This window comes from Saccharopolyspora oryzae (genome assembly GCF_027853915.1).
Lineage (GTDB): Bacteria > Actinomycetota > Actinomycetes > Mycobacteriales > Pseudonocardiaceae > Saccharopolyspora > Saccharopolyspora oryzae.
On sequence record NZ_JAQGLA010000108.1, the window covers coordinates 1 to 20,567 of the forward strand.

Consider the following 20,567-nt stretch of genomic DNA (forward strand, 5'->3'; position numbering starts at 1 on the left):
CGCCCGCCCACCACCTTCTCGCTAGTGGAGGCCTTCCAAGGCTTCTCGGACCGGGAGCAGTTTCGCTTCCGCTTCCGCGACTTCCAGGTCCGGGTCGGAGTCGGGGACGATTCCGCACCCGGCGAACAGCCGCACCTTGCCGCCGCTGCGCCCGGTTTCCTCGCCGGGCTCAGCGGCGTTCTCCACCTGGGCGCAGCGCAGGGCGATGCCGAGTTCGCCGTTGCCGCTGCCGTCCAGCCAGCCGACCGGCCCCGCGTAGCGGCCCCGGTCCATCCCCTCCAGCTCGCTGATCAGCTGCACCGCGTCCGGCGTGGGTGTGCCGCCGACGGCCGCCGTCGGGTGCACCGCAGCGGTCATGCGCAGGAGCGACGCGGCTCGGCCATCGGCGTCGCTGAGCTTGCCCTCGACGTTGGTGGCCAGGTGCATCACGTTGCGCAGCTGGAGCACCTCGGGCTCGTCGGGCACGGTGAGGTCGCTGCAGAACGGGCGCAGCTGCACGGCCAGGGACTCCGCGGCGTAGGCGTGCTCGTTGCGGTTCTTCTCCGAGGACAGCAGTTCCGCGGCGAGCTCTTCGGTGCTGTGGTCCTCGTGCGGCCAGATCGTGCCGGCCAGCACGCGGGAGCGGACCTCGTAGCCGGTCCGCTCCAGCAGCAGTTCCGGCGTGGCCCCGACCAGCCCGTCGACGGCGAAGGTCCAGCAGGACGGGTAGCGGGCGGCCAGGTTGTGCAGCAGGAACCGCATGTCCAGCGGCTCCGAGGTGGTGGCCAGCAGGTCGTGCGCGAGGACGACCTTGCCCAGGCCACCGGGCTCCTGCATCCGGCGCACGGCTTCGGCCACCGCCTGCCGGTAGCCGGTGGCGGAGAGCTGACCGTCGCTGTAGGAGACGGTGCCGGGCGGGTGGACCGGTTCGTGCGGGGTGGGCTCGGCCGGGCCGTTGCCGATCGTGGTGATCCAGCGGACCCCGTCGCGTTCTCCGACCACGACCTCGGGGACCACCAGCACGGAGTGCCCCGGCTCGTCGGCGAAGGCCAGGCTCGCGAACGCCACTGGGCCGCACCCGGGCAGGCCCACCGAGTCGAAGACCTCGGTCCGCTCGCACAGCTGCTGCCACCAGTCGTCGGCTTGGGTGAAGCGGTTCGGGCCGTCCACTTCCAGGCGCGCTGCGCAGCCCCAGCCGACCAGCCCGGACCCGTCGCGGACCCAGCTCAGGGTCGACCCGCTGGGCAGCAGCTCAAGCAGCGGGCGGTCGTGTCGGGGGTCACCTGGTTCGAGCCGGCGTGTCCGGGCCACCAGCAGCCGCGATGTAGTCGCCACTCCTGGAGGGTATGCGGCGACCTCGATGAGATGGACGACACCGACGGCTCGATGAGGTGGACGACACGGAAGCCGCGCGGGGTCACCAGGGCGACGCGCTTACAATCGGTCACCGTGGCGAGCGACGCGGTGGTACCGGACGCGGCCGACTCGGTGACCGGATCCAGCACGGAAGGTGACCGACCGGTTGCGCGACCGGTGCGCCGCAAGGGCTGGCGTCGTGCCGCGCGCGGCGTGCTGATCTTCGGCGTGCTGATGACCGCGATGGGCCTGTCCATCATCATCGCCTGCTTCATCAACGACCGGACCATCGAGGAGTCCCGGGGCGACGCGGTCGCGGAGGTCGTCGACACCTCGCTGGTGCGGACCGCGGTGCGCTTCAACACCGACGAGGGCCGGGTCTACATCCCGCCGAACGGCGTCCTGTACCCGGCGGACCTGCAGACCGGGCAGCTGGTGCGGGTCGAGTTCGACTCGCGGAACCCCGACCTGGTCCGGGTGGCCGGGCGCAACGCGACGCTGTCGCTGCTGCCGGTGGGCAGCATGCTGGCCGTGCTGTGGGCGGTGCTGCTGCCGCTGTACTGGCTGTTCCGCCGCTCGGCGAACCGCTGAACGGGCTTCCCTAACCCGGTCGGGTGGTGTGACACTGGACTTGCCCGTCGGACGGCCGATGTGGATAGTCCCCGGCGCTGGGGCTCGGCACGGCCTGCGAGGTCGCCATGATGAACATCCGGGAATCGCGCGCGAGTGCAGCGGATGTGCAGCAGTGGGTGCTCGGCGCGCCATCTATGTCCACTGTGGATCGCTCAGTGCCCGGGGGAGTGCTCGCCTCGGACCTCTCCCAGTACTGCGCGATGTTGGGCGACGACGCGCTGGTGCTCGCGCACCGGTTGACCGAGTGGGGAGTTCGCGCGCTGGAGCTCGAGGAGTCCGCGGCGCTCACCGGGATCGCGCTGGACCTGCTGGAGCAGGCGCGGATCCTGCTGCACCGGGCCGGCGAGGTCGAGGGAGCGGGGCGGGACGAAGACCGCATGGCGTACTTCCGGGCGGCCGAGGACTTCCGCAACGTCCGCCTCGTCGAGATCGACTGCGGTCCGGGGCCCGGCGGTGACTTCCCCGCCACGATGGCCCGGCTCCTGCTGTTCTCGGCCTGGCGGTGCGCGGTGTTCGAGCGGTTGGCGGGCAGCACCGACGCGGTGCTGGCGTCCCTGGCGGCTGGCTCGCTGAACCGGCTCGCCCGGCATCGTGATCACGCGGCGCAGTGGGTGATCCGGTTCGGCGACGGCAACGCGAACTCGTCGCGGCGCATGGCGGCCGGGTTCCAGCGGGTGTGGCCGCTGACCGCTGAGCTGTTCGTCCCGCACCCGGTGGAGGCCTGGCTGGCGGACCTCGGATGTGCGGTCGATCCGGCGAAGGTGCGCAACGACGTGAGCGACTTGCTCGACGAGGTCTTCTCTGTGGCCCGGCTCCAGCGCCCAGAACCCGTCGACTTCGGCGAGTTCGCCCGCCCCGGTGGCCGCGACGGTGCGCACACCGGAGGGTTCGAGTTCTTGATCGCCGATCTGCAGTACCTGGCCCGGTCCGGCTGACCGGGTGTCCCGGGTCTCTCCGAATGCGGGAAATTTCCGTGTTCCGGTTCGGTTACGCAGGCAGGGCGACCGGTCAGATTGAGTACTTTTCCCCAAGAACTCCGCGGGGAAACGGAGCAGAGTTGATCGGAGACGCTCGGGAACCTCGGTCCGGAACATCACGTCGGATCGAGATCCGCGGGTTGGGACACCGGTTTGGGCGGCTGCTCGCGGCAGAGTGGAAGGACAACTGGACGTGGACGGATTCTGGGTGCAAGTGCTGATAGCACTGGTCGCGGGTGCATGCGGGGCCGGAGTGGTGCTGGCGGCCAGCACTGGAAGACGCCGGACTGCGCCCGCTTCGCTGCCCCAGCAACCCGCACCGGTACCGCCTGTCCAAGCGCAGCTCGTGCAGGTTCGACCGCAGGACCGCTGGCTGCACGACGTCCGCCGCTGCGAGCAGGCGGTGCAGCGGGCAGCGCAGGCCGTGGAGGCGGTGTCCTCGGCCCAGGCGAGGCAGCAGCTGCACGCGGTGGTCCGCCGCATGGACGCCGAACTGCCGAACGTCCGCGCGCTCGCCGAGCTGGGGCGGGGCCTGACGAGCACGGGATCCGACGAAGAGGTCCTGCACCGCGTGCGGGGCCAGTTGGAGGATGCCGCGGTCCGCTTCGGCATGGTCACCGATCACGTCCTGGAGGCCGTCGTCGAGCTCGTCGCCGACCCGGACTTGAACCGGGTCCACCACCAGGTCGTGGTGCTGCGGGACCAGTTCCCGCTCCTGCGCCCGATGTCCGCGGTCTTCGGCCCGACCCCGGAATCCGCGCCGGCCCGAGCCCTCCTCCCCGCAGCCTGAAAGGGCGAAAACCCGGCCACAGCCGGTGATTTCAGCCGTGGGTGACGGCTTGGTGCCACCAGTCGTGCACGTCGGTGGCGGCTCCTGGCGCGGTCACCAGGAGCCCGTCCAGGGGTAAGGGGTTCGGTTCGCCCCGCCGGTCCAGGACCGTGGCGCCGGCTTCGGTGGCCAGCGCGAGCGCTCCGGCGACGTCCCACTCCTGGTAGGAGTCGAGCACCGCGGCTACCGCGTGCCCCAGCGCGACTTGGGTGATCGCCAGTGCCGGGGAGCCGAGCAGCCGCACGCCGACCTGGGCGCTGGCCGCGTTGGTGATGAACCGGTCCATGCCCCGCCACGGGCCGTTCTTGGTCAGCTCGGTGCACACGATGCCGCCGCGCGTCTCCCGTTGTTCACCCAGCCGCACCGGTGTTCCGTTCGCGCGCATGCCGCGGCCGCGGGCGGCGGCGTAGATCTGCGTGCGGTACGGGTCGGCCACCACGCCGACGACCGGGCCGTGCTCGTCGAGCATCGCGAGGCTGTAGGTGCACCAGGGAAGTCCGGCGACGTAGTTGGCGGTGCCGTCGACCGGATCGACCGACCAGCGGAACTTGGCCGTCCCGGCGCGGGCCGCCCAGTGCTCGGCGACGGTGGTCGGTGCCGCGTCGAATTCCTCGCCGAACACCGGGATTCCGGGGAATTCGTCGGCCAGCACCCGCCGGGTGTGCCGTTCGAGGGTGCGGCCGGTGTCGGTGACCCAGTCGAACGGGGACTCGGTCGGGGCGGGCTGCGCCCCGCGCCCGGCGGTCGCGATGATCACGTCGGCGGCGTCGTTGGCGAGTCGCCCGGCGACCTCGAACGCTCGCGAGACCAGTGCCGGGTCGCTCTGCGCGGGCGGGGTTGGCAGGACCGTCATGCCGCCCCAGGTTCCGTGCGGCGGGTGACCGGCGCGCAACGCCCAGGTGACCGCTGGTGGAGAGGCAGATCACGATTGCGAGCCACAACCACGCCAAGCCCGCCCCGATGCCACCAAAAGAACGTTTTCCCAGATGAACAGCGCCATCCGGAGCTATCAGGAAATCCGCGCACTCTCGACGACCTGCGGCACTCCGCCTCCAGAACCTGCCCATTCGTCTTTGATCTTTTGCCTAGATTCGCCGCCAGGCGAATAGCCCACCCTCGGCGCTGGCACCGCTGCGGGTTCTCAGCGTTCGCCTGGCGAGGACGGCCCGGCTGCCGTGTATTGGCATACATAAAGTCGGGCACCCGGAGTCCAGGCGGGCGCTGAGGTTCCGCTACTTGCACCGCCACGCAAAACGACCACCGGAGACAGAAAAATCTTCGGTTGTCGTTGGTGGTTCTGTCATGTTGCGGTCGACTGCTCGCCGATCCGGGGAGCGACCGTGATGCGCGTGCGCACAGCGATCGTGACCGAGAGCTTCTTGCCGCAGATCAACGGGGTGACGAACTCGGTGCTGCGAGTGCTGGAGCACTTGCGCCGCCGAGGGGATTCAGCGCTGGTCATCGCGCCCGGCGCCGGTCCGGAGGAGTACGCGGGGTTCCCGGTGATCCGCCTGCCCGCGGTGGACCTGCCGGTGGTGTCGTCGTTGCCGATCGGTTTCCCGACGCGGCGCTTGCTGCGCGGGCTGCAGGACTTCCGGCCGGACGTCGTGCACCTCGCATCGCCGTTCGTGGTGGGCGCGCGGGGTTTGGCGGCGGCGCGGCGGTTGGGCGTGCCGACGGTCGCGGTCTACCAGACCGACGTCGCGGGTTTCGCCGAGTCGTACGGCTTGGGGCTGACCGCGCGGGCCGCATGGCGCTGGATCAGGCGTCTGCACGGCGCCGCCGACCGGACGTTGGCGCCGTCGACGTGGGCGGTGGAAACGTTGCAGCAGCACGGGATTCCGCGCGTCCACCGGTGGGGTCGAGGCGTGGACACGGCGCGCTTCTCGCCGCAGCACCGGGATTCGGCTTGGCGTCGGGAGCTCGTCGGGGACGGCGAGCTGCTGGTCGGTTACGTCGGCCGCTTGGCGCCGGAGAAGCGCATCGAGCGGTTGGCGGCACTGGGCGGGATGCCCGGTGTGCGGGTGGTCGTGGTGGGTGATGGCCCGGACCGCGAGCGGCTGGCCGGTGCGGTGCCGGACGCGGTGTTCCTCGGGCAGCGGACCGGGGACGACCTGGCGCGGATCTACGCGAGCCTCGACGTCTTCGTGCACACCGGCCCGCACGAGACGTTCTGCCAGGCGGTGCAGGAGGCGATGGCCTCGGGCGTGCCGGTCGTCGCCCCGGACGCGGGCGGTCCGCGCGACCTGGTCGACCACGGTCGCACCGGTTACCTGCTCCCGGCCCACGACGTCGAGGTCCACGCGGAGGCGCTGCGCGAGGCGGTGGCGGCGCTGCGCGATGCCGACCGGCGGCGGCAGTTCAGCGCGGCTGCGCGCGAGGTCGTCCAAGGGCGTACCTGGCCTGCGCTGTGCCAGCAGTTGATCGGGCACTACGACGCGGTCACCGCGGGCGAGCAGCGGATGGCCGCCTGACCGGGGCGTGGTGGTCGACACGCGGGGTCAGGCACGTACGCTGCGGGTGTGTCTCGGGCAGGTTTGGACAAGGACCCTCGCGAAGTCGCCGCGATGTTCGACGGTGTGGCGCGCAGGTACGACCTGACCAACACGGTGCTGTCCTTCGGGCAGGACCGGCGGTGGCGGGAGATCACCAGGCGGGCGCTGTCGCCCAAGCGGGACGAGCGCGTGCTCGACCTGGCCGCCGGTAGCGGCGTGTCGACCGAGGAGTTCTCCCGGTCCGGCGCGTGGTGCGTCGCCGCGGACTTCTCGCTGGGCATGCTGTCGGTCGGCCGGCACCGCGGGGTGCCGATGGTCGCGGCGGATGCGCTGCGCCTGCCCTTCGCCGACGAGTCCTTCGACGCGGTGACGATCTCCTTCGGCCTGCGCAACCTGGTCGACACCGCGGCAGGCCTGCGGGAGATGCAGCGCGTGGTGCGCCCGGGCGGTCGCCTCGTGGTGTGCGAGTTCTCCACGCCGACCTGGCAGCCGTTCCGGACGATCTACATGAACTACCTGATGCGCGCGCTGCCGTCGATCGCCCGCGCGGTCTCGTCCAACCCGGACGCCTACGTCTACCTCGCCGAGTCGATCCGAGAGTGGCCTGACCAGCGCGAACTCGCGGAGCTGATCGCCGAGTCGGGCTGGACCAACGTCGCTTGGCGCAACCTCACCAGCGGCGTAGTCGCAGTCCACCGCGCCGTAAAGCCGTCCTGAGGTCCGCAAATTCCATTGAAATTGGATGTCCGATTTCCATTGAATTTGCGGAGCCGTGGAGGCGACTTGTCAGAGCCAGGTCGTTTCCGGGGGTAGTGGTGCTGCGGTGCGCTGGGCTCGGTTGATCGCCGCCATGAAGGCTTCCGCCGCCGCAGCCAGCGGGCGGTGCGGGTTCCGGACCACCGCGATGCGCCGGCTGGTTCCGGGTTCGCGCAGCGGGCGGTGTTCGAGCCCGGCGAACTGGACGAGCGGCAGCACCAGTCCCGGCATCACCGCCACCCCCAGTCCCGCTGCGACCAGGCCCGCGACGGTGCTGATGTTGCGGGATTCCAGGACCACGTCCGGGCGGGCCTTCGCGGCGGCGAAGGCGCGGTCGGCGTGCTGGCGGATGCTGCTGCTGGGGGCGAACGCGATGTGCGGCTGACCGGCCAGGTCGGTCCACTCGACGCCGCGCTTCTCGGCGAACGGGTGCTGCGGCGGGAAGACGCAGCAGAACCGGTCGGTGGCGATCGGTTTGACGTGCAGGTCCGGCAGCGGTTCGGCGACCACCGTGACGGCGAGGTCGACCGCGCCGGTGCGGACCTGGTGCAGCACCTCGTCCGACATGGCGTCCGCAATGGACAGATCCACTTCCGGATGCGCTGCGCGGTAGGCGGAGACCACCGGCGGCAGCAGGATCGCCGCGAGGGACGGCAGCGCCGCGATGCGCACCTGGCCGCGGTTGCCGGCGAGGAATCCCTCGAAGTGGTTGATCCCGGCGTCGAACTCCTCGATCACGTGCCGCGCCACCCGGCAGAACTCGACGCCCTCCGGGGTGGTGACGAGGTTGCGGGTGGTGCGCTCGAACAGCGTGATCCCGAGCCGCCGCTCGACCTCCCGGACGGCTCGGCTCATCGACGACTGGGCCAGGTGGAGCTGTTCGGCGGCGACCGTGAAGCTGCCCGCGTCGTGCACCGCCAGCACCAGCCGGAGCTGCTGCATCGTCAGATCCATGCGCACAGCTCATCAATCTATCATTAACTATTGCTTGACCAGCATGAGCGATGCGGATCACAGTGCCTTCGTTCGAGTACGGAGGTCGCCCATGCTCGCCGTCAGCGGATTCCTCACCGTCGGCGTCTTCCTGGCGCTGGTGCTGTCCCGCCGGGTTTCGGTGCTGTTCGCGCTCACCCTGGTCCCGATCGCCGCCGCCCTGGTCAGCGGGTTCGGCGGCCGGCTGGGCGGGTTGATCGCGGACGGCCTGGTCACCGTCGCCCCGGTCGCCATCATGATCACCTTCGCGGTGCTCTACTTCAGCCTGATGGTCGACACCGGGCTGTTCGACCCGGCGGTCGCCCGGATCCTGCGCTGGGCGGGCGGCGATCCGCTGAAGATCACCGTGGGCACCGCGCTGCTGACCCTGCTGGTCGCGCTGGACGGCGACGGGGCCTCCACGTTCCTGATCACGGTCTCCGCGCTGCTGCCGATCTACCAGCGCCTAGGCATGCGCCGGATCGTGCTGGCCGGGGTGATCTGCCTGGCCGCGGGCGTGATGAACATGGTGCCGTGGGGCGGTCCGACGGCCCGCGCGATGGCCGCGCTGCACCTGGACAGCGGTCAGCTGTTCCTGCCGGTCCTGCCGGCGATGGCCGCTGGTGTCCTGTGGGTGCTGGTGGCGGCTTACCTGATCGGCCGCGGCGAGCGGAAGCGGCTCGGCGTCGTCGAAGTGCCCGCCGTCGAGCGGGCCCGGCTGACTGGTGCCGACCGGGTGCGGTTCTGGATCAACGCGCTGCTGACGCTGGTGCTCGTGGGGTGCCTGCTGGCGCAGCTGGCCGACCTGGAGGTGCTGTTCCTGCTCGCCTTCCTGGTGGCGCTGCTGGTCAACCGGCCCTCGTGGGCCGCGCAGCAGGAGCTGTTCACCAAGCACGCCTACAACGTCGTGCTGGTCGTGGTGGTGATCTTCGCGGCGGGCGTGTTCACCGGGATCCTCACCGGAACCGGGATGATCCAGGCGATGGCCGAGGGGCTGGTCTCGGTCGTCCCGGACTCGGCGTCCGGGCTGCTGCCGGTGGCCACGGCGGTCGCCAGCATGCCGCTCAGCCTGGTGTTCACCCCGGACGCCTTCTACTACGGGGTGGTCCCGGTGCTGGCCGAGACGACCGCGGCGCTCGGCGGGGACCCGGCCGCGATCGGCAGGGCGGCCATCCTCGGCCAGATGACCACCGGTTTCCCGCTCAGCCCGCTGACCGCTTCGACGTTCATCCTGCTCGGGATGAGCAAGGTCGACCTCGGCGAGCACCAGCGGTTCATCTTCAAATGGGCGTTCGGGACCACGCTGGTGATGACCGCGGTCGCGCTGCTGACGGGGGTGTTGTGATGCGGATCGGGAGCGGGGCCGGGTTCGCCGGGGACCGGATCGAGCCGGCCGTGCAGCTGGCGGAGCGGGCCGAGCTGGACGACCTGGTGCTGGAGTGCCTGGCGGAGCGCACCATCGCGCTCGGGCAGCAGCGCCGGCTGCGGGACCCGGCGCTGGGCCACGACCCGCGGCTGCGGGCGAGGTTCCGGCCGCTGCTGCCGGTGGCCGTGGCGAACGGCGTCCGCGTGGTGACCAACATGGGCTCGGCGAACCCGCTGGCAGCGGGCGAGGTGACCCGGGACCTGCTGGTGGGGTCGGGGCTGCGCGGGCGGATCGCGGTGGTCACCGGCGACGACGTGCTGGACCGGCTGGACCTGCGGCGCCCGGCGCTGGAGGACGGCGTCGCCTTGGCCGACCACGGCGAGGTCGTGTCGGCCAACGCCTACCTCGGCGCCGACGCCCTGCTCCCGGCGCTGGACACCGGCGCTGACGTGGTGCTGACCGGCCGGGTCGCGGACCCGTCGCTGTTCCTCGCGCCGATGGCGCACCGGCTGGGCTGGGACCTCGACGAGTGGCCGCGCGTCGCGGCCGGAACCCTGGTCGGGCACGTCCTGGAGTGCGCGGGCCAGGTCACCGGTGGTTACGTCGCCGACCCCGGGGTCAAGGACGTGCCGGACCTCGCCGACCTCGGGTTCCCCTACGCCGAGGTGGAGTCCGACGGCTCCGCGGTCGTCGGCAAGCTCCCGGGCACCGGCGGTGTCGTCTCCACCGCGACCGTGCGCGAGCAGCTGCTCTACGAGGTGACCGATCCGACGGGCTACCGGACGCCCGACGTGGTGCTGGACTTCCGCGAGGTGCGGGCGGACCAGGTCGCAGCCGACCGGGTCCGGATCGGCGGCGCCGTCGGCCGGCCCCGGCCCGCGGACCTGAAGGTCAGCGTCGGCTACCGGGCCGGGCACCGCGCGGAGTGCGGCATCACCTACGCCGGCCCGAACGCCGCCCGCCGGGCCCGCCTCGCGGCGGACGTCGTCACCACCCGGCTGCGCGGCACCGGCCTGCGCATCCGCGCGGACGTCCTCGGCGCGCTCGGGGAATCGGGCGAGCTGACCGGCGAGTGCCGGTTGCGGGTGGCCGCGCTGGCGCCGGACCCGGAGGCGGCGGACCTGGTGTGCCACGAGGTCGAATCGCTCTACACCAACGGACCGGCCGGGGGCGGCGGTGTGCGCACCGACGTCCGGGAGGTGATCGGCATCGTGTCGACGCTGATCCCCCGAGCCGAGGTGGACACCCGCGTGACCGTGCTGGAGGCCGACGGTGCTGCTGCATGACATCGCCCACTGCCGGGCCGGGGACAAGGGCGACACCTCGACGCTGTCGCTGTTCCCGCACCGCGACGAGGACTACGAGCTGCTGGTCCGGGAGGTGACCGCGGAGCGGGTGCGCGAGCACCTGGCCGTCCGCGGCGAGGTCCTGCGCTGCGAGCTGCCGAACCTCCGCGCCCTGCAGTTCACCTGCCACCAAGCCCTCGACGGCGGCGTGACGACCTCGCTGGCCCTGGACACCCACGGCAAGACCCTCAGCTCCCGCCTGCTGGCCATGCCGCTCGGGGCGCCTGATCGGGCGGTTCAGGGGGCCCACCTGGGGTGATGGTCACTCGGGTGGCGTAGTTCGAGGGGTCGATCGCGGCCTATGTCCGGCATAAACTCGGAGTTAGTGAACTCGTTCACAAGCGGGTTCCCCGGTGCGGTCAGCCGGGAGGGGTGGCCGCACCGCGCGATGCACTAGCTCAAGGAGTGTCATGACCAGCGCCACCAGCCGCCGCCGACCGGACGACGACGCCGAGGTGATCGTCGTCGGTGCCGGGCCGGCCGGATCGACGGCTGCGACGTACCTGGCCCGGGCGGGCCTGGACGTCCTGCTTCTGGAGAAGAGCGTCTTCCCGCGGGAGAAGGTCTGCGGCGACGGCATCACCCCGCGAGGCGTCAAGCAGCTCATCGACCTCGGCATCGACACCCGCGAGGAGGCGGGCTGGCTGCACAACCGCGGCCTGCGCGTGGTCGGCGGCGGGGTGCGGATCGAGCTCGACTGGCCGAGCCTGGCCAGCTTCCCGCCGTACGGGGTGGTGCGGCCCCGCAACGACTTCGACGACCTGCTCGCCCGCAACGCCCAGCGGGCCGGGGCGCGGCTGCTCCAGCAGACCACGGTGACCGGCGCGGTCACCGACGAGAAGACCGGCCGGATCACCGGCGTCACCGCCAAGGCCGGGCCGGAGCGCACCCCGGTCACCTACCGGGCGCCGCTGGTGGTGGCCTGCGACGGGGTCTCCGCGCGGTTGGCGCTGTCGGTGGGCATCGAGAAGCGCGAGGACCGCCCGATGGGCGTGGCCGTGCGGCGCTACTACACCAGCCCGCGGACCAAGGACGACTTCCTGGAGTCGCACCTGGAGCTGTGGGACCGCTCGGGCCCGGGCGAGCCGGCGCTGATGCCGGGCTACGGCTGGATCTTCGGCATGGGCGACGGGACGGTGAACGTCGGGCTGGGCATCCTGTCCACCTCCAAGGCCTACGGCAAGACCGACTACCGCCAGCTGCTGCGCTCCTGGCTGGACGGCACCCCGGAGGAGTGGGGCTTCCGCGAGGAGAACGCGACCGGGCGGATCGGCGGTGCCGCGCTGCCGATGGGCTTCAACCGGACGCCGCACTACCGCAACGGGTTGCTGCTGGTCGGCGACGCGGGCGGGATGGTCAACCCGTTCAACGGCGAGGGCATCGCCTATGCGATGGAATCTGCTGCTCTGGCGGCTGAATGCGTGGTGCACGCGCTGGCCCGTCCGGCCGGCTACTCCAGGGAGCAGGCGCTGAGCCGGTACCCGGTGGCCGTGCAGCAGGCGCTGGGCGGTTACTTCCGGCTCGGCAACATCTTCAGCAAGTTGATTGGCAATCCGGTGGTGATGCGGACGGCCACGAAGCACGGTCTACCGAGGACCACGTTGATGCGTTTCGTGTTGAAGCTGTTGGCAAATCTCCACGACGAGAAGGGCGGAGACGCCATGGACCGTGTGATCAGCGCCACTACTCGTCTCACCCCTAGCGCCTGATGGCACAGATCTGGTCAGATGTGCGAGCAAGTGTGCGAGAGGTCATAAAGTTAGGTTCGCCTCACTACGGATTCGATACGGTCGACCGCATAGAGTGCGCACCGACGCCGAAGACGTGAGCTTCGTCTCGGCGGGGGTCGCCGAAGGAGGGCAGCGGAATGCTCGATCCCTACATCCCGCTCGTGCTGTTGTTCGCGTTGGCGTTCGCCTTCGCGCTGTTCTCGGTCACGATCGCCCCCCTCGTCGGCCCCCGCCGGTACAACAAGGCCAAGCTCGACGCCTACGAGTGCGGCATCGAACCCTCGCCGCAGCCGGTGATCGGCGGCGGCCGGATGCCGGTGGCCTACTACCTGACCGCGATGTTGTTCATCCTCTTCGACATCGAGATGGTCTTCCTCTACCCGTTCGCGGTCTCCGCGGACGCCCTGGGCCTGTTCGGCGTGATCGAGATCGTCCTGTTCATCGCCACCGTCGGTTTCGCCTACATATACGTGTGGCGCCGCGGCGGCCTGGACTGGAACTGACCGGGGGCGAGCGGAGATGCGCACCGGCCCCAGCACCAGGAAGGCGAGCAGCGCCGCGGTGGACGCGCGCAGCAGCTCCGCCCCGAACGTGACCGACCCCGGTGAGCTGATCGGGAAAACCGGGGAACATCACCAGGTTTCGCGACTTTCAAGCAAGGTGACCACCCTCCGACGGAAGAGGAGTTGGTGATGGGGCTGGAGCAGTCGTTGCCCAACGGCATCCTGTTGGCCAACGTGGAGAAGCTCGTCAACTGGACGCGGAAGACCTCGATGTGGCCCGCCACGTTCGGTCTGGCCTGCTGCGCCATCGAGATGATGACGGTCGGCGGTTCCCGCTACGACATCGCGAGATTCGGCATGGAGCGGTTCTCCGCGACACCGCGGCAGGCGGATCTGATGATCGTGGCCGGACGCGTCACCAACAAGATGGCGCCGGTGCTGCGGCAGATCTACGACCAGATGCCGGAGCCGCGCTGGGTGCTGGCGATGGGGGTGTGCGCCTCCACCGGCGGCATGTTCAACAACTACGCCGTGGTGCAGGGCGTGGACCACGTCGTTCCGGTGGACATGTACCTGCCGGGGTGCCCGCCGCGGCCGGAGATGCTGCTGGACGCGATCCTCAAGCTGCACGCCAAGATCATGGACGAGCCGATCAACGCCAAGCGCGCGCAGATCAAGCTGGAGAGCGGCGAGCGCACCCCGATGATCCCGTCCTCCGAGCGGTACGCGCCGAAGAACGCGGCGCAGCGGCGGCGCGCGGAGCGGCAGCAGGCCGCGCAGCGCCGGGAGATGGGCTCCGATCCGTCGACGGGGGCGTTCGCTGATTCGCCGCAGCGGCCCCGCGAGCTCAAAGCGGGCAGGTGAGTTCGGTTGGCTGACAACGAATCCAAGCAGAGCTGGGCGGTGGAACCGGCCCGGCACTCCGGCCCGGTGGCCGGGCGGGCGCGCCAGGGCATGTTCGGCGTGCGCGGCTCGGGCGACACCTCCGGCTTCGGCGGGCTGCGGTTGCCGGCCTACGTGCCGTCGGCCGCGGAACGCCCCTACGGCGGCTGGTTCGACGAGGTTGCGGACGCGCTGTTCGACGCGCTCGGCGCGCAGGGGCTGCCCGCGGACACCGTGCAGCAGGTGACCGTCGACCGCGGCGAGATCACCTTCTACGTGCGCCGCGAGCACCTGCTCGAGGTCTGCCGGACGCTGCGCGACGACCCGGCGCTGCGGTTCGAGCTGTGCAGCTCGGTGTCCGGCGTGGACTACGGGCCGGAGGTGCCGCAGCGGCTGCACTCGGTCTGCCACCTGACGTCGATGACCTACCGGCGGCGGATCCGGGTGGAAGTAGCGGTGGACGTGGAGGATCCGCACGTTCCGTCCGTCGTCGAGGTGTACCCGACGGCGGACTTCCAGGAGCGCGAGGCGTGGGACATGTTCGGGATCGTCTACGACGGCCACCCGGCGCTGACCCGGATCCTGATGCCGGACGACTGGGACGGCCACCCGCAGCGCAAGGACTACCCGCTGGGCGGGATCCCGGTCGAGTACAAGGGCGCCGAGATCCCACCACCAGACCAGCGCAGGTCGTACTCGTGATGGCCGGGGCGCGCAGGTTTTCCGCGATTCCAACGGAAATCGCGTTCCCGGAGGGCGGCGGCACCGCGGAGAGGTGTTGGAGATGAGTACCGAATCACTGGCCGGCACCGGGCTCGGCGACCCCGAGGCCGCCGAAGCCAGGGAGACGACCGAGGGCCGGGTCTACACCGTCACCGGTGGGGACTGGGACGAGTTCATCGACGAGACCTCCGGCGAGGAGCGCGTCGTCATCAACCTCGGCCCGCAGCACCCGTCGACGCACGGCGTGCTCCGGCTGGTGCTGGAGCTGGAGGGCGAGACCGTCACCAAGGCCCGCTCGGTGATCGGCTACCTGCACACCGGCATCGAGAAGAACACCGAGTACCGGACCTGGACCCAGGGCGTCACCTTCGTGACGCGGATGGACTACCTGGCGCCGCTGTACAACGAGGCCGCCTACTGCCTCGGGATCGAGAAGCTGCTGGGCATCGAGGCGCCGCCGCGAGCCCAGACGTTCCGGGTGATGCTCATGGAGCTCAACCGGATCTCCTCGCACCTGGTGTTCCTGGCGACCGGCGCGATGGAGCTCGGCGCGACCACCGGCATGACCTTCGGCTTCCGGGAGCGCGAAGAGGTCCTGCACCTGCTGGAGTTCCTCACCGGCCTGCGGATGAACCACGCGTTCATCCGGCCGGGCGGCACCGCCCAGGACCTGCCGGACGGTTGGCAGCAGAAGGTGCTGTCGTTCATCGAGGTGATGGACTCGCGGCTGCCGTCCTACGACAAGCTGTTCACCGGCCAGCCGATCTGGAAGCAGCGCCTGAAGGACGTCGGCTTCCTGCCGCTGGACGGCTGCCTGCAGCTGGGCGTCACCGGACCGCTGCTGCGCTCGGCCGGACTGGCTTGGGACCTGCGCAAGATCGAGCCGTACTGCGGTTACGAGGACTACGAGTTCGAGGTGCCGACCAGCACCGATGCCGACTGCTACGCCCGGTACGTGCTGCGGCTGGAGGAGATCCACCAGTCGCTGAAGATCATCCGGCAGTGCGTGGACAAGATGGAGCCCGGCTCGCACATGGTCGACGACGCCAAGATCGCCTGGCCGTCGAAGCTGAGCATCGGTCCGGACGGCATGGGCAACTCGCTGGAGCACGTCCGCAAGATCATGGGTCAGTCGATGGAATCGCTGATCCACCACTTCAAGCTGGTGACCGAGGGCTTCGACGTCCCGCCGGGCCAGGTCTACTCGCCGGTGGAGTCGCCGCGCGGCGAGCTCGGCGTGCACCTGGTCTCCGACGGCGGCACCCGGCCGATGCGGGTGCACGTCCGGGAACCCAGCTTCGTGAACCTGCAGGCGATGCCCGCGATGTGCGAAGGCGGACTGGTGGCCGACGTGATCGCGGCGGTCGCCTCCATCGACCCGGTGATGGGCGGGGTGGATCGATGACCGAGCAGTTCGAGTTCACCACGACGGAAGACGCGGCCAACGCCGTGGACACGTCGGTGTTCGACGCGAAGACGCGCGCCGAGGCGCAGCAGATCATCGCGCGCTACCCGGAGTCCCGGTCCGCGCTGCTGCCGATGCTGCACCTCGTGCAGTCGGTGCAGGGGCACGTCAGCGCGGCGGGGATCCAGTTCTGCGCCGACCAGCTGGCGCTGTCCACCGCGGAGGTCAGCGCGGTCGCGACGTTCTACACGATGTACAAGCGCAAGCCGTGCGGTCAGCACCTGGTCAGCGTGTGCACCAACACGATGTGCGCGGCGCTGGGCGGCGATGCGATCTACCGCAAGCTCGGCGAGCACTTGGGCGTCGGGCACGACGAGACCGCCGGCACCCCGGGCGAGGAGGGCTCGATCACCCTCGAGCACGCCGAGTGCTTGGCGGCCTGCGACCTCGCGCCGGTGATGCAGGTGAACTACGAGTACTTCGACAACCAGACGCCCGAGGGGGCGCTGGACGTGGTGAAGGCCTTGCAGCGCGGGGAGAAACCGGCGCCGACGCGCGGTCCGGCGCTGTCGGACTTCCGGGGCGCGGAGCGCCAACTGGCCGGGTTCTTCGACGACCTCGAGTCCACTGTGGCCGGTCCGTCCGCTGCGGTCGAGACGGTGCGCGGCGCGCAGCTGGCCAACGAGCGCGGCTGGACCGCGCCGAGCATGCCCGACGACGTGGAACTGCCGCCGGTGCCGGAGAAGAAGTGAGGGTGCAATGACGCGACCAAGCATCAGCCCGGTGACCCCGGTCCTGACCAAGCGGTGGCTGTCGCCGAACTCCTGGACCCTGCGCACATACGAGCAGCTCGAGGGCTACACGGCGCTGCCCAAGGCCCTCAAGGGCACTCCCGACCAGCTCGTCGAGCTGGTCAAGTCGGCCGGGTTGCGCGGTCGCGGCGGGGCCGGGTTCCCGGCCGGCGTGAAGTGGAGCTTCATGCCGAAGGAACCGACCAAGCCGCACTACCTGGTGATCAACGCCGACGAGGGCGAGCCGGGGACCTGCAAGGACATCCCGCTGATGATGGCCGACCCGCACTCGCTGATCGAGGGTTGCATCATCGCCAGCTACGCGATGCGCGCCAACCACTGCATGATCTACGTGCGCGGTGAGGCGCTGCACCCGATCCGGCGGCTGAACAACGCGGTGCGCGAGGCCTACCAGGCCGGTTACCTGGGCAAGAACATCCTGGACTCCGGGTTCGACCTGGACATCGTGGTGCACGCGGGTGCCGGCGCCTACATCTGCGGCGAGGAGACCGCGCTGCTGGACTCGCTGGAGGGCAAGCGCGGGCAGCCGCGGCTCAAGCCGCCGTTCCCCGCCGCCGCGGGTCTCTACGCCTGCCCGACCACGGTGAACAACGTCGAGACCATCGCGAGCGTGCCCTTCATCGTCAACGGCGGCGCCGAGTGGTTCCGCCAGATGGGCAGCGAGAAGTCGCCGGGCCCGAAGATCTACTCGATCTCCGGGCACGTGGAGCGGCCGGGCCAGTACGAGGCGCCGCTGGGCACCACGCTGCGGGAGCTGCTGGAGCTGGCGGGCGGCATGAAGGACGGCGTCCCGCTGAAGTTCTGGACGCCGGGCGGTTCGTCGACGCCGATGTTCACCGCCGAGCACCTGGACGTGCCGCTGGACTTCGAGGGCGCGGCCGAATCCGGGTCGATGCTGGGCACCACCGCGGTGATGGTGTTCAACGAGACGGTGTCCGTGCCGTGGGCCGTGATGAAGTGGACCCAGTTCTACGAGCACGAGTCCTGCGGCAAGTGCACCCCCTGCCGCGAAGGCACCTACTGGCTCGCGCAGGTGCTGGAGCGGATGGTCGAGGGGCACGGCACCGAGGAGGACATCGACACCCTCCTGGACGTCTGCGACAACATCTTCGGCCGCTCGTTCTGCGCCCTCGGCGACGGCGCGGTGAGCCCGATCGTCAGCGGCATCAAGTACTTCCGCGAGGAGTTCCTCGCGCTGTGCGAGAAGAACAAGACCGGTCAGCAGGAACTGGTAGGAGCGGCCCGATGACGATGGCGCCAGAGTCCGAAGCCCGCCCGGTGCCGGAGGGCTACGTCCGCCTGACCATCGACGGGATCGAGGTCGAGGCGCCCAAGGGCGAGCTGCTGATCCGCACCGCGGAGCGGATGGGCATCACCATCCCGCGCTTCTGCGACCACCCGCTGCTGGACCCCGCGGGGGCCTGCCGGCAGTGCCTGGTCGAGGTGGAGATGGGCGGGCGGCCGATGCCCAAGCCGCAGGCGTCCTGCACGATGACCGTCGCCGACGGCATGGTGGTCAAGACGCAGCGGACCTCGCCGGTGGCGGACAAGGCGCAGCAGGGCGTGATGGAGCTGCTGCTGATCAACCACCCGCTGGACTGCCCGATCTGCGACAAGGGCGGCGAGTGCCCGCTGCAGAACCAGGCGCTCAAGCACGGCCGGGCCGATTCCCGCTTCCACGACACCAAGCGGACCTTCGCCAAGCCGGTGCCGATCTCCTCGCAGGTGCTGCTGGACCGCGAGCGCTGCGTGCTGTGCCAGCGCTGCACCCGGTTCTCCAAGCAGATCGCCGGTGACCCGTTCATCGAGCTGCTGGAGCGCGGGGCGCTGCAGCAGATCGGCATCGGCGAGCAGCAGCCGTTCCAGTCCTACTTCTCCGGCAACACCATCCAGATCTGCCCGGTGGGGGCGCTGACCAGCGCGGCCTACCGGTTCCGGTCGCGGCCGTTCGACCTGGTGTCCACGCCGGGCCAGTGCGAGCACTGCGCCTCGGGCTGCGAGATCCGCAACGACTGGCGGCGCGGCAAGGTGATGCGCCGGCTGGCCGCGGACGACCCGGAGGTCAACGAGGAGTGGATCTGCGACAAGGGCCGGTTCGCCTTCCGCTACGCCACCGCCGCTGACCGCATCACCCGCCCGCTGGTGCGGGAGAACGGCCAGCTCCGCGAGGCCTCCTGGACCGAGGCGCTGCAGGTCGCGGCGAAGGGCTTGACCGAGGCGCGCGACGCCGGCGGCGTCGGCGTGCTGCCCGGTGGCCGGTTGACCGTCGAGGACGCCTACTCGTACTCGAAGTTCGCGCGGATCGCCTTGCGCACCAACGACATCGACTTCCGGGCGCGGGCGCACTCCGACGAGGAGCTGCAGTTCCTCGGGTCCACTGTGGTCGGTACGACGCCGGGGACCGGGGTCACCTACCGGGAGCTGGAGTCCGCGCCCGCGGTGCTGTGCGTGGCCTTCGAACCGGAGGAGGAGTCACCGATCGTCTTCCTGCGGCTGCGCAAGGCCGCCCGCAAGGGCAAGACGAAGGTGTTCCACCTCGGGCAGTGGGTCTCGCCGGGCGTGGAGAAGACCACGGTCATCACGCACAACGGCGGTCCGGTCCGGACCGGCGAGCTGGTCCCGTGCACGCCGGGCGGAGAAGCCGCCGCGCTGCGATCGCTCCCGCCCGAGGTGGAGGAATCCCTCCAGCAGCAGGGTGCGGTGCTGGTCGTCGGCGAGCGCGCGGCGGAGGTTCCCGGGCTGTACTCGGAGATCCTGCGCGCCGCGCAGCGGACCGGTGCTCGCGTCGCCTGGATCCCGCGTCGAGCGGGCGAGCGCGGCGCGCTCGAAGCAGGTGCGCTGCCGACGCTGCTGCCCGGCGGCCGGCCGGTCGCGGACGCCGCGGCCCGCGCCGAGCTGGAGCAGGCCTGGGGCGCACCGCTGCCCGCAGCGGTCGGACGCGACCTCACCGGAATCCTCGCCGCCGCCGCATCCGGAGCGCTGTCCGGCCTGGTCGTCGGCGGTGTCGACCCGAACGACCTGCCCGATCCGGCGCTCGCCGAGCAGGCCCTGCGCAGCGCGGACTTCGTGGTCAGCCTCGAGCTGCGGCCCAGCGCGGTCACCGAGCACGCCGACGTGGTGCTGCCCATCGCGCCGAGCGTCGAGAAGTCCGGCAGCTACCTGAACTGGGAAGGCCGCCGCCGCGAGTTCCGCACCACCATCGAAGGCACCGGGGCGCTGCCGGACTGCCGGGTCCTGGACACCCTCGCGGTGGAGATGGACGCCGACCTGTTCACCCAGACCCCGGCCGCCGCGGCAGCTGAGCTCGACCGCATCGGCCCGAACACCGGCGCCGGACTTCCCGCCCCGGACGTCCCGGCGTCCACCGCTCCGGTCCCCGGGCCCGAGCAGGCGGTGCTCGCGACCTGGCGGCAGCTGCTGGACAACGGCTCGATGCAGGCCGAGGAGCCGAGCCTGGCCGGCACCGCGCGCAGCGCCGTCGCGGTGATCTCACCGCGCACCGCGCAGCGCATCGAGCTCGGCCACGCGCAGCGCGTCGAGGTCCGCACCGCGAGGGGCGCGATCGTGCTGCCGGTGCAGCTCGCCGAGATGCCCGACGACGTGGTGTGGCTGCCCAGCGATTCCGGCACCTCGCAGGTGCACCGGGCGCTCGGCGTCGGGCACGGCGCTCTCGTCGACATCGCCGCCACCTCGCCGATGACCCCCGCGGCCAGCAACGGCCACGGCACCACCCACCTCTCAACGGGGGGAGAGCATGACCCCAACCGCGGAACTGCTCGCCGACGATCCGCTCTGGTTGATCC

The 20,567-nt window shown here is 70.7% G+C and carries 19 protein-coding genes; 16 read left to right on the forward strand and 3 right to left on the reverse strand.

The genetic code is table 11. The annotated features are described in order from the left end of the window. Positions 1-21 precede the first annotated feature (21 nt). A complete protein-coding gene (locus tag OU415_RS34510; RefSeq protein WP_270953801.1) occupies positions 22-1,314 on the reverse strand; it encodes an isochorismate synthase in 1,293 nt (430 codons plus the stop codon). Between the two features lie 114 nt (positions 1,315-1,428). On the opposite strand from OU415_RS34510, the gene OU415_RS34515 reads away from it, so the two are divergent. The 3 genes from OU415_RS34515 to OU415_RS34525 all read left to right on the forward strand — a co-directional run bounded on the left by OU415_RS34515 (position 1,429) and on the right by OU415_RS34525 (position 3,735). Further along, complete coding sequence (locus OU415_RS34515) at positions 1,429-1,926, forward strand: DUF3592 domain-containing protein (protein ID WP_270953802.1); 498 nt, start codon at positions 1,429-1,431, stop codon at positions 1,924-1,926. A 197-nt stretch (positions 1,927-2,123) separates the two neighbouring features. Beyond that, positions 2,124-2,903, forward strand: a complete 780-nt coding sequence (gene paaC, locus OU415_RS34520) for a 1,2-phenylacetyl-CoA epoxidase subunit PaaC (protein ID WP_270953803.1) — start codon at positions 2,124-2,126, stop codon at positions 2,901-2,903. Positions 2,904-3,291: 388 nt separating this feature from the next. Continuing rightward, on the forward strand, positions 3,292-3,735 hold the full coding sequence (locus OU415_RS34525; protein ID WP_270953804.1) for a hypothetical protein: 444 nt from the start codon (positions 3,292-3,294) through the stop codon (positions 3,733-3,735). Positions 3,736-3,766: 31 nt separating this feature from the next. On the opposite strand, the gene OU415_RS34530 is transcribed toward OU415_RS34525, so the two are convergent. Next, complete coding sequence (locus OU415_RS34530; RefSeq protein WP_270953805.1) at positions 3,767-4,627, reverse strand: inositol monophosphatase family protein; 861 nt, start codon at positions 4,625-4,627, stop codon at positions 3,767-3,769. 490 nt (positions 4,628-5,117) lie between these two features. Here OU415_RS34530 and OU415_RS34535 point away from each other — a divergent pair, with 490 nt between their 5' ends. Both OU415_RS34535 and OU415_RS34540 read left to right on the forward strand, forming a co-directional pair. Beyond that, the gene (locus OU415_RS34535) at positions 5,118-6,248 is read left to right on the forward strand and encodes a glycosyltransferase family 4 protein (protein WP_408641969.1); all 1,131 of its coding nucleotides are present in this window, start codon (positions 5,118-5,120) and stop codon (positions 6,246-6,248) included. Between the two features lie 48 nt (positions 6,249-6,296). After that, a complete protein-coding gene (locus OU415_RS34540) occupies positions 6,297-6,986 on the forward strand; it encodes a demethylmenaquinone methyltransferase (RefSeq protein WP_270953807.1) in 690 nt (229 codons plus the stop codon). A gap of 69 nt (positions 6,987-7,055) precedes the next feature. Here OU415_RS34540 and OU415_RS34545 read toward each other — a convergent pair whose 3' ends face one another. After that, the gene (locus tag OU415_RS34545; protein ID WP_270953808.1) at positions 7,056-7,979 is read right to left on the reverse strand and encodes a LysR family transcriptional regulator; all 924 of its coding nucleotides are present in this window, start codon (positions 7,977-7,979) and stop codon (positions 7,056-7,058) included. A 91-nt stretch (positions 7,980-8,070) separates the two neighbouring features. Here OU415_RS34545 and OU415_RS34550 point away from each other — a divergent pair, with 91 nt between their 5' ends. The 11 genes from OU415_RS34550 to OU415_RS34600 form a co-directional block, all read left to right on the forward strand. Next, positions 8,071-9,342 carry a CitMHS family transporter gene (locus tag OU415_RS34550; RefSeq protein WP_270953809.1) on the forward strand — a complete coding sequence of 424 codons (1,272 nt, stop codon included), beginning with the start codon at positions 8,071-8,073 and terminating at the stop codon, positions 9,340-9,342. Further along, positions 9,342-10,649 carry an acyclic terpene utilization AtuA family protein gene (locus tag OU415_RS34555; protein WP_270953810.1) on the forward strand — a complete coding sequence of 436 codons (1,308 nt, stop codon included), beginning with the start codon at positions 9,342-9,344 and terminating at the stop codon, positions 10,647-10,649. The genes OU415_RS34550 and OU415_RS34555 overlap by 1 nt, the downstream gene beginning before the upstream one ends. Continuing rightward, on the forward strand, positions 10,636-10,968 hold the full coding sequence (locus OU415_RS34560) for an AtuA-related protein (RefSeq protein WP_270953811.1): 333 nt from the start codon (positions 10,636-10,638) through the stop codon (positions 10,966-10,968). The genes OU415_RS34555 and OU415_RS34560 overlap by 14 nt, the downstream gene beginning before the upstream one ends. Before the next feature lie 151 nt (positions 10,969-11,119). After that, the gene (locus tag OU415_RS34565; protein WP_270953812.1) at positions 11,120-12,418 is read left to right on the forward strand and encodes a geranylgeranyl reductase family protein; all 1,299 of its coding nucleotides are present in this window, start codon (positions 11,120-11,122) and stop codon (positions 12,416-12,418) included. A 158-nt stretch (positions 12,419-12,576) separates the two neighbouring features. Next, positions 12,577-12,942, forward strand: a complete 366-nt coding sequence (locus OU415_RS34570) for an NADH-quinone oxidoreductase subunit A (RefSeq protein WP_270953813.1) — start codon at positions 12,577-12,579, stop codon at positions 12,940-12,942. A gap of 189 nt (positions 12,943-13,131) precedes the next feature. Further along, complete coding sequence (locus tag OU415_RS34575; RefSeq protein WP_270953814.1) at positions 13,132-13,806, forward strand: NuoB/complex I 20 kDa subunit family protein; 675 nt, start codon at positions 13,132-13,134, stop codon at positions 13,804-13,806. Between the two features lie 6 nt (positions 13,807-13,812). Next, positions 13,813-14,526: an NADH-quinone oxidoreductase subunit C gene (locus OU415_RS34580; RefSeq protein ID WP_270953815.1), complete on the forward strand. Its 714-nt coding sequence runs from the start codon at positions 13,813-13,815 to the stop codon at positions 14,524-14,526. 82 nt (positions 14,527-14,608) lie between these two features. Continuing rightward, the gene (locus OU415_RS34585; protein ID WP_270953816.1) at positions 14,609-15,952 is read left to right on the forward strand and encodes an NADH-quinone oxidoreductase subunit D; all 1,344 of its coding nucleotides are present in this window, start codon (positions 14,609-14,611) and stop codon (positions 15,950-15,952) included. Next, positions 15,949-16,704 (forward strand): NADH-quinone oxidoreductase subunit NuoE, encoded by a 756-nt coding sequence (nuoE, locus tag OU415_RS34590; protein ID WP_270953817.1) that lies wholly within the window; start codon positions 15,949-15,951, stop codon positions 16,702-16,704. Before OU415_RS34585 ends, nuoE begins: the two co-directional genes overlap by 4 nt. Positions 16,705-16,711: 7 nt before the next feature. Beyond that, positions 16,712-18,013, forward strand: a complete 1,302-nt coding sequence (gene nuoF, locus OU415_RS34595; protein WP_270953818.1) for an NADH-quinone oxidoreductase subunit NuoF — start codon at positions 16,712-16,714, stop codon at positions 18,011-18,013. Continuing rightward, positions 18,010-20,567 (forward strand): NADH-quinone oxidoreductase subunit G (locus OU415_RS34600; protein ID WP_270953819.1); only part of this gene is annotated, 2,558 nt, incomplete at its 3' end. The genes nuoF and OU415_RS34600, both read left to right, overlap by 4 nt.

Excerpts from the sequence above, each read along its gene's own strand:
- OU415_RS34585 (WP_270953816.1), top strand. The coding sequence starts at position 14,609 with ATGAGTACCGAATCACTGGCCGGCACCGGGCTCGGCGACCCCGAGGCC.
- OU415_RS34545 (WP_270953808.1), bottom strand. The coding sequence starts at position 7,979 with ATGGATCTGACGATGCAGCAGCTCCGGCTGGTGCTGGCGGTGCACGAC.
- OU415_RS34550 (WP_270953809.1), top strand. The coding sequence starts at position 8,071 with ATGCTCGCCGTCAGCGGATTCCTCACCGTCGGCGTCTTCCTGGCGCTG.
- OU415_RS34575 (WP_270953814.1), top strand. The coding sequence starts at position 13,132 with ATGGGGCTGGAGCAGTCGTTGCCCAACGGCATCCTGTTGGCCAACGTG.
- nuoF (WP_270953818.1), top strand. The coding sequence starts at position 16,712 with ATGACGCGACCAAGCATCAGCCCGGTGACCCCGGTCCTGACCAAGCGG.
- nuoE (WP_270953817.1), top strand. The coding sequence starts at position 15,949 with ATGACCGAGCAGTTCGAGTTCACCACGACGGAAGACGCGGCCAACGCC.
- OU415_RS34565 (WP_270953812.1), top strand. The coding sequence starts at position 11,120 with ATGACCAGCGCCACCAGCCGCCGCCGACCGGACGACGACGCCGAGGTG.
- OU415_RS34530 (WP_270953805.1), bottom strand. The coding sequence starts at position 4,627 with ATGACGGTCCTGCCAACCCCGCCCGCGCAGAGCGACCCGGCACTGGTC.
- OU415_RS34555 (WP_270953810.1), top strand. The coding sequence starts at position 9,342 with ATGCGGATCGGGAGCGGGGCCGGGTTCGCCGGGGACCGGATCGAGCCG.
- OU415_RS34535 (WP_408641969.1), top strand. The coding sequence starts at position 5,118 with ATGCGCGTGCGCACAGCGATCGTGACCGAGAGCTTCTTGCCGCAGATC.
- OU415_RS34570 (WP_270953813.1), top strand. The coding sequence starts at position 12,577 with ATGCTCGATCCCTACATCCCGCTCGTGCTGTTGTTCGCGTTGGCGTTC.